General features: G+C 67.9%; 9 protein-coding genes. 4 read left to right on the forward strand and 5 right to left on the reverse strand.

Features of this window, described 5'->3' with window-relative positions; all coding sequences use genetic code 11:
* The first annotated feature begins 41 nt into the window (after positions 1-41).
* Both A5702_RS23260 and A5702_RS23265 read left to right on the forward strand, forming a co-directional pair.
* Complete coding sequence (locus tag A5702_RS23260; RefSeq protein ID WP_068224138.1) at positions 42-494, forward strand: nuclear transport factor 2 family protein; 453 nt, start codon at positions 42-44, stop codon at positions 492-494.
* A complete protein-coding gene (locus A5702_RS23265; RefSeq protein ID WP_068224140.1) occupies positions 494-1,426 on the forward strand; it encodes a TIGR03619 family F420-dependent LLM class oxidoreductase in 933 nt (310 codons plus the stop codon). Before A5702_RS23260 ends, A5702_RS23265 begins: the two co-directional genes overlap by 1 nt.
* Here A5702_RS23265 and A5702_RS23270 read toward each other — a convergent pair.
* The 5 genes from A5702_RS23270 to A5702_RS23290 are packed head-to-tail and all read right to left on the reverse strand — an operon-like array spanning position 1,423 to position 5,966.
* Positions 1,423-1,821, reverse strand: coding sequence for a nuclear transport factor 2 family protein (locus A5702_RS23270; protein ID WP_231965168.1), 399 nt, complete (start codon positions 1,819-1,821; stop codon positions 1,423-1,425). The genes A5702_RS23265 and A5702_RS23270 overlap by 4 nt on opposite strands.
* The gene (locus A5702_RS23275; RefSeq protein WP_068224145.1) at positions 1,818-2,213 is read right to left on the reverse strand and encodes a Zn-ribbon domain-containing OB-fold protein; all 396 of its coding nucleotides are present in this window, start codon (positions 2,211-2,213) and stop codon (positions 1,818-1,820) included. Before A5702_RS23275 ends, A5702_RS23270 begins: the two co-directional genes overlap by 4 nt.
* Positions 2,210-3,376 carry an acetyl-CoA acetyltransferase gene (locus A5702_RS23280; protein ID WP_068224147.1) on the reverse strand — a complete coding sequence of 389 codons (1,167 nt, stop codon included), beginning with the start codon at positions 3,374-3,376 and terminating at the stop codon, positions 2,210-2,212. The genes A5702_RS23275 and A5702_RS23280 overlap by 4 nt, the downstream gene beginning before the upstream one ends.
* Entirely contained in the window at positions 3,373-4,872 is a 1,500-nt protein-coding gene (locus A5702_RS23285; RefSeq protein WP_068224150.1) for a class I adenylate-forming enzyme family protein, read from the reverse strand. Before A5702_RS23285 ends, A5702_RS23280 begins: the two co-directional genes overlap by 4 nt.
* Positions 4,869-5,966 carry an LLM class flavin-dependent oxidoreductase gene (locus A5702_RS23290; protein ID WP_231965175.1) on the reverse strand — a complete coding sequence of 366 codons (1,098 nt, stop codon included), beginning with the start codon at positions 5,964-5,966 and terminating at the stop codon, positions 4,869-4,871. Before A5702_RS23290 ends, A5702_RS23285 begins: the two co-directional genes overlap by 4 nt.
* A gap of 79 nt (positions 5,967-6,045) precedes the next feature.
* On the opposite strand from A5702_RS23290, the gene A5702_RS23295 reads away from it, so the two are divergent.
* Together A5702_RS23295 and A5702_RS23300 are read left to right on the forward strand one after the other, a co-directional pair.
* Positions 6,046-6,873, forward strand: a complete 828-nt coding sequence (locus A5702_RS23295; RefSeq protein ID WP_068224156.1) for a MaoC/PaaZ C-terminal domain-containing protein — start codon at positions 6,046-6,048, stop codon at positions 6,871-6,873.
* 2 nt (positions 6,874-6,875) lie between these two features.
* Positions 6,876-7,413: TetR/AcrR family transcriptional regulator (locus tag A5702_RS23300; protein ID WP_068224175.1), on the forward strand; the 538-nt coding region annotated here is incomplete at its 3' end.

A 7,413-nucleotide genomic window follows, 5' to 3' on the forward strand; every position in this document is an offset into this window, starting at 1 on the left:
GTATCGTCGACGGGTCTCTGTCCGGCCGGCACGGGAAGCAGATGGATATCTCGCGGGCGGTTCCCCATGCGGAACTCGAAGCGCTGTCCCGCAGGTACGCGGCGGCGGTCGATCGCCGAGATCGCGACGCGCTCCTGGCGGTGTTCACGCCCGACGCTTCGATGCTCGTCGAAAGACCGGGGCGCGAACCCGGAACGCTGACCGGTCACGACGAGATCCAGCGAGTCATCGGCATCGTCGCCCGCTGGGCGCGGACGGCTCACCTCATAGCCCAGGGCCTGTACGTCATCGAGGGGGGATCTGCGGTAGGCGAAATCTACTGCACCGCCAATCACTTTCGCGTTGACGAGCAGGACGGTCGCAACCACGTCATGCACATCCGCTATCTGGACGAGTATGTAATCGACGCCGAGGGGCGGTGGCGGATCGCACACCGCAGGGTCGTCGTCGATGCCACCGAAGACCGGCGCGCGTCGATCGAGGAACACAGTTGATGGCCTCGCTACAGCTGTCGATGGGGATTCCGTCGTTTTCGGCCGCGGCACCGTCGGACTGGGAACACCTCACGGAGTGGGCACAGCTGTTGGAGGGCGCTGGATTCGACCGCCTGCTGGTGTCGGAGCACGTCGCGTTCGGCATGAACATGGACGCGTACGCGGATCCACGGACGGGCGGAACCGTAGGCGGTCGCCAACCGACCGGGCCGGACGGGCACTGGCTGGAACCGCTCACGACGCTGACGTACCTGGCGGCGAGGACGGAGCGAATTCGGCTGGGCACAAACGTTCTGCTCGCCGCGCTGCGCCCGGCCGCGGTCCTTGCGAAAACCCTGGCGACGATGGACGTGCTGTCCGATGGCCGCCTCGATGTCGGGGTGGGCGTCGGCTGGCAGCGTGAGGAATACGACGCGGCCGGGGTGGACTTCGACCGGCGCGGGCCGATCCTGGACCAGACGCTCGAGGTATGCCAGCGGTTGTGGCGGGAGAACGAGGTGAGCTACCACTCCGCCGATTTGAGTTTCGAGCGGATACACCAGATGCCCAAACCCGTTCAGCCCGGCGGGGTGCCGGTCTGGGTGAGCGGGACGGTGAACCGAGCCGTCGCTCGCCGGCTCGCTCGTTTTGGACGGGGCTGGATCCCGTGGGGCCCGGACGCGCGGGATGTCGCCGGGGGAATAAGTCGAATGCGCGCCGCGGTCGAGCGCGCCGGGGGTAACCCGGACGGGTTCGGTGTTGCCGGGACTCTGCGCGTGCAAACGAGCGCCGATGGCCGACTCGACCTCGCCGCGGTCGCCGCGGGGGCGGCCTCGCTGGCCAAGGCCGGCGTGACCGACCTGCGGATGACGCACTGGCCCTTGCCCTCCGCCCACCGGGACCGTGACATCCCCGCACTCGTCCGCGCGGTCCGTGACGCTGTCGACGCCTAGGGCGTGCGGATCGACTCGAGCTGCGCAGCGAGCAGCATCCGGTCGAAGTAGCACCGTTCCAGGATGAGGTCGGGCCCCCGGAAGCCGAAGAGGTTGATGCTCAACATGTCGAGTGGTGTGCCGGGCGCGGTCGTCCGGGTTTCCACGGCCATACCGTCCTCCCCGTGGAAGATCGCCTCTGCGGCATATCGCAGCATGGGGAGATCCGCCCACTGTTGCAACAACATTGCGCGGACCGCCTCGTCGCCGTCGAAAACGGTTCCGGCAGGGATGATCTCGTAACGGGGATGGGTGAAGGTGGCCATCGCCGCCTCCAGGTCGCGCGCATTCTCGGCCGCGACGTGCCGGAGCACGAGCTCTTCGCGGGCGCGCCGCAGCGCGGTGTCGGGACTCACTTCGGCTCGAAGACAGGGAGGTTGCGGCCGTCCTCGAGCGGCACCCACGCCACGGTGACGCGGTCGCCGACCGCGGGTGGGGGACCGAACACGTTCGACATCATGCGGACACCTTCGTCCAGATCGACGAGCACCACCGAATACGGCACCTTGTCGGCGAGGACCGGGAGCGCGGCGCGGTGGTGCACGCTGACCGCGTAAACGACCCCGTCGCTACTCAACTTCTCCCACACCAGCGATGACCCCCCGCAGTGCGGGCAGACGAACCGTGGGTACCAAACGAGCCGCACGCACGAGTCGCATCGTTGGACCGTCAACTCGCGACGACGGGTCGCGTCCCAGAAGGGCGCGGACACCGGGCTGGGCTCCGGGACCGGCAGCGTATCGGTCACAGCGTCGCCTCCGTTCCCAAAATCACCGTCGAGGTGGCCGAGAGCACCCCGCCGGTGCCATGTGCCACAGCCGCTTTCGCGTCCGGGACTTGGCGTTCGCCGCACTCGCCGCGCAACTGGCGCGTTGCCTCGACGAGCAGGAAGGCCCCGAACGCGCCGGGGTGGGTGTAGCAGAGCCCGCCGCCGGAAGTCTGACCGGGCAGGGACCCTCCGGGTCCCAATGCGCCGTCCTCGACAAACGGACCCCCTTCGCCCTTGCCGCAGAAGCCCAAGTCTTCGAGCGCCAGCAACACCGTGATCGTGAAGGAGTCGTATAGCTCGACCACGTCGATGTCGGCCGGGGTGAGGCCCGCGGCGCGGAAGGCGGCCGGCCCGGACACCGCCCCGGGCGTGACGGTGAGATCGGGCATTTGGGAGATCATCGCGTGCGAGGCCGCCGACGCCGCCCCCAGGACGAAGGCCGGCGGCCTGGCCAGGTCGCGGGCACGCTCGGCGCTGGTGACTACCAGCGCCGCGGCGCCGTCGGTGACCAGGCAGCACTCCAGCTTGTGCAGCGGTTCGGCGACGAAGCCGGACTCAAGGACGTCCCGCACGCTGATCGCCTCGCGCAGGTGAGCCCGCTCGTTCATTGCCGCCCACCGCCGGGTGTCGACGGCGATCTGCGCCAGCTGCTCGGGCGTCGTCCCGTAGGTCGCCATGTGCCGATTGGCCGCCAGCGCGTAGGCGCTGATCGGGAGCATGACCCCGAAGGGCGTTTCCCATTCCAGCCGCTCGGGGGTGGCGAAGACCCCGAGGCCCTTTTCGCCACGCTTGCGCGCGGCGCGCGGCGTCGAGGCATAGACGATCACCACCGTCTCCGCCTCGCCGGCCGCGATTGCCGCGGCGGCGTGCTCGACGTACAACCCGTAGCTGGCGCCGCCGGTCTGCGTCGCGTCGGTGAATCGCGGCGCTATCCCCAGGTACTCGGCCAGCTCCACCGAATGCATGAGCGTTCCGCCGGTGCAGGTGCACAGCCCGTCGACGTCGCGTAGCGACAGGCCCGCGTCGGCCAGGGCGGCGGTGATCACGCGCGCCTCGAGCTCGCGCAGTGGAACATCGATCACCCCGCTCGCCGAAACCTCGTCGGCCACACCGGCAATGGCGGCCACACCACGTGTCGTCAACTTGCTGTCCCTTCGAAGAGTTCGCGCAGCGCGGGTTGGCTGACCTTGAGCGACGGCGTGCGGGGCAACTCCTCGACGATGATCAGGCGGGCCGGGACGTAGTAACGGCTCAATCGTTCACGCACGTACGCGAGCAGCTCGTCCGCCGTGGCGCGGCCGCCGTCGGTCAACTCGACCGCCGCGACCGGCACCCGGCCGAGCCGTTCATCGGGCAGGCCGGTGACCCCAGCATCGCGGACAGCCGGATGGTTACGGAGCACGCCGACGATGTCGTCCGGATTGACCTTGAAACCGCCGCGAATGATGACGTCGTCCGTGCGGCCGTCGATGAACACAAACCCGTCGGCGTCAACCCGGCCGAGGTCGGTGGTCCGCACCCAGTCCCCACCTTCGGTGCGTACCTCGATGCGGCCCTGCTCGCCGGGCGGCATCTCGGTGTCGTCCTCGAGGGACATGACTCGAATCTCCCGGCCGCGTTGCGGGCGCCCCACGCTTCCGCGTTTGGCGGTCGCCCATTGCCGGTGCAGAGCGAGGTTCCAACCGGCCACCCCGCCGGCGAATTCCGTTGCCCCGTAGGACGGCAGCACCGCGACGCCGTAGCGGCACTCGAACCTCGTCTGGACGTCGACCGGCAGATGTGCGGTGCCCGAGGTCACCACCTCGACGCTCGAGAACGCTTCCGGATCCACCCCTGCGTCGAGCACCATCGCCATCGCCGACGGCACCAGGCTCACGGCCTTCGGTCGGTGCCGGAGTAGCAGATCCACAAAGTCGGGAACCCGGAATCGCTCCTGGAGCGCGATCTTTCGTCCCTCGCAGATGTTGAGCAGCGTGCGGAACACCCCGGACATATGCACCAGGGGAGACGAGACGATGGCGACGCCAGAACGCAGTCTGAGCTCCGAGTCATGTCCGGCGCCAACACGGTAATGCGCGCTCGCCGCCGCGACGGTGTGCTCAAAGGAGCTGTAGGACAGCGGTATCCGCTTGGGCGGGCCGGTGGTGCCACTCGTCAGCATCTCGACGGCGATGCCGTCACCGGGCGGGCGGAAGGGGCCCGGTCCGGGATGTTCCAGCCCGGCCACCAGGGTGGCGCCGGCCATTTCATTTGACAGCGCAACACCCAGGGCCCCGGCGGCGGCGTCGACGATTCCTGGACGCTCCCAATCGGTCTGCACGGCCACCACCGCGGGCAACCGCAGCCCGCGGATGTCCGCGCAGAGCCCGGCGTCGCCCTGTGCCGGATTGATCGTGACTACGCAACCGTCGGTCAGCAGCACGCCGAGCAGGGCCCCGACCATCGCGGGATGATTGCGCAGCACCAGCCCGACGGAGGATCCCTCCCCCAAACCTGCTCGCCTTAAAGACGTTTGAACGCCCGCGGCGATGTCCGACAACGCCTGCCAATCCACCCACCGGCCCTCGTACTCGATCGCGGGCGCCCGCGGGTCGAGGGCGAGCACCGCGCGGATGCGGTCGGCGAGTTGCTGGCTCAAGCCGCGGCTGCCGCGAGTTCGGTCGCCGCGGGGATCACCTCTTGGGCGAACAGCTTCATCGACTCGTATACCTTCGTGCGGTCCATGGCGCCGCCGCGCGACATGCGCAAAATGATGTTGCGCCAGCCCATGTCGATGACGGTGCGCATCTTCTCGACGATGCGGTCCGGGTCACCCATCAGCGTGAGGTGCGAATTCAGCACCTGCTCGTAGCTCTGCTTGTCATGTTTGTCGAACCAGTCCGAGTAGGCCTTGTAGTCGGCCGGGATCTCCCCGCCGCGCTCGAACGGGCTCGAATACTTGCGATGGGTCTGGATCGAGAGCTCGACGCTCTCGCGCGGGTAGCTGCGGGCGAACGCGTCGTCGGCGTGGCAGAAGGCGTTGAGCAGCGCCCACACGTTGCCGGTGGCGGCGTCGAGTCCCTTTTCCGACTGCACCTTCAGGTAGATGTCCAGTGCACCCTGCAAATCCGGGTCCACCTGGTAGGGGTTCCCGATGATCGCCCCGAACCCCTTCTCGGCGAGCCACTCGAAGCTCGACGGCGTCTTCATCACGGTGCCCCAGACAGGGATCGGCTGCTGCGCCGGTCGCGGGTAGATCGTGACGTCCTCGATCTGGAAGTACTTGCCCTGGAAGCTGACGTTCTCTTCGGTCAGCAGGCGGCTGACGATTTCCACACATTCCTGGTAGCGGCCGGTGGCCTCGTCCATCGAGATGCCGAAGCCCTTGAACTCATGCGCCTGATAGCCGCGCCCGAAGCCGGCGTCGAAGCGCCCGCCGGACAGGACGTCGACCATGGCGATGCGTTCGGCCAATTGAATCGGCTCGTGGAAGGGCGCCACCATGCACGCGGTACCGATCCGGATGCGTTCGGTCTGCGCGGCGATGGCCGTGGCCACCTGCGGCAGGTCCGGGAGCATGCCGTAGGGGGAGAAGTGGTGTTCGGCCAGCCAGATCTCGTCGTACCCGAGTTCCTCCGCCCAGCGCGCCTCCTCCAGCACGTTGGCCAGCACCTCCCGCTCGGTGAGGTGGTTGGGCTTGTCGCCGAGGATGAACACGCCGAACTTCATGTCGGTCCCTCCCGTTGTTCGCATGGGAAAAAGTAGTTGCACTGACTGTCACAATAATGCACGATTGAACACATATCGTCAATCCGTTCAGTAGGAGGCGCCGTTGACTCTGTCCGACTCTGCCGTCGGAACCGCGTTGCCGCCGAACACCTTCTGCTGGTGCGAGACCGACGTGATCCTCTACGCGTTGGGGGTGGGCGCCCGTCCGCCTGCTGAGCTGAGGCTGCTCAACGAGGCCTACGGCCCGGATGTCCTGCCGACGTTTGCCTTGGTGGCCAACTGGTGGGCCGTCAAGGACCTGCGCGGTGTGCTCGACCTGGGTACGTATCCGATCGTTCACTCTGCGCAGTCGCTGGAACTGCATCGGCCGATCGGTGCCAGCGGGGAAATGTCGGTGCAAGCCGAGGTGTCGGCCGTATGGGACAAGGGCAAACACGCCGCGGTGGAATTGACCAGCCGCGGCGCCGACCCGGACGGGACCGTGTTCGTCGCCAAATCCCAAACCATGGTCCTCGGTGCGGGGGGATTTGGCGGTGAGCGTGGGCCCGCTGCCGAACCGGACCCCGACGGGCCACCGGACGCTGTGTTCGACGATGTCGTCCGACCCGAGCAGGCCGCCCTCTACCGGCTCTCGGGCGACCGCAACCAGCTGCACATCGACCCGGATGCGGCCCGCAAGTACGGCTTCGACGACGTATTCCTGCATGGGTTGTGCACGCTGGGATTCGCCGCCCGGGCGGTGATCGGCCGGATCGCCGACGGGGATCCGCGGTCGCTGACATCCTTGTCCTGCCGGTTCTCCAAGCAGGTGAAGCTCGATGCGCCGCTGCGGACGGAGATCTGGCGAACCGAAGATTCGGTGCGCTTCCGGACGCTGCAGGGCGACGCCGTCGCCCTGAGCTCCGGAACCGCCACGCTGGCAGGGGTATGAGCATGGATCAGCGACGGGCCCGCGGATTGCGCAACCGACAGGCGCTCACCCACGCGGCGATCGCGCTGTTCGACACCCAGGGCTATGAGGGGACCACCGTCGACCAGATATCCGCGGCCGCTGGGGTCGCGCCGCGGACGTTCTTCCGCCACTTCGCCAGCAAGGAAGACATCCTGTTCGACGGCTACGCCGAGCGGCTGCAGGAGGCGATCCGCCGGTTTCGCGCCGCGCGCTCCGACTCCCTGTGGGACGCGCTCGCCGAGACATCGATGGCGGTGGCGCGGGCGATCGTCGATCAGCCCGAGATGTTCTTGGTCCGCGCGCGGATGTATCACGGCTTACCGGCGCTGCGCGCGACCATGCTGCGGATCAACGAGGACTGGATCGATCAGCTCACCGCCGAGGTCGCACGCTGGCTGGGCAGCGACACCCAACCGGACTTGCGGCCTCGGCTGGCCGCCACGCTGATCAACGCCGCCAACCGCGCCGCGATCGATTCGTGGGTCGCCGACGGCGGTCAGGGTGACTTGTTGGAACTCA

This window comes from Mycobacterium sp. E3339, from assembly GCF_001666915.1.
GTDB lineage: Bacteria > Actinomycetota > Actinomycetes > Mycobacteriales > Mycobacteriaceae > Mycobacterium.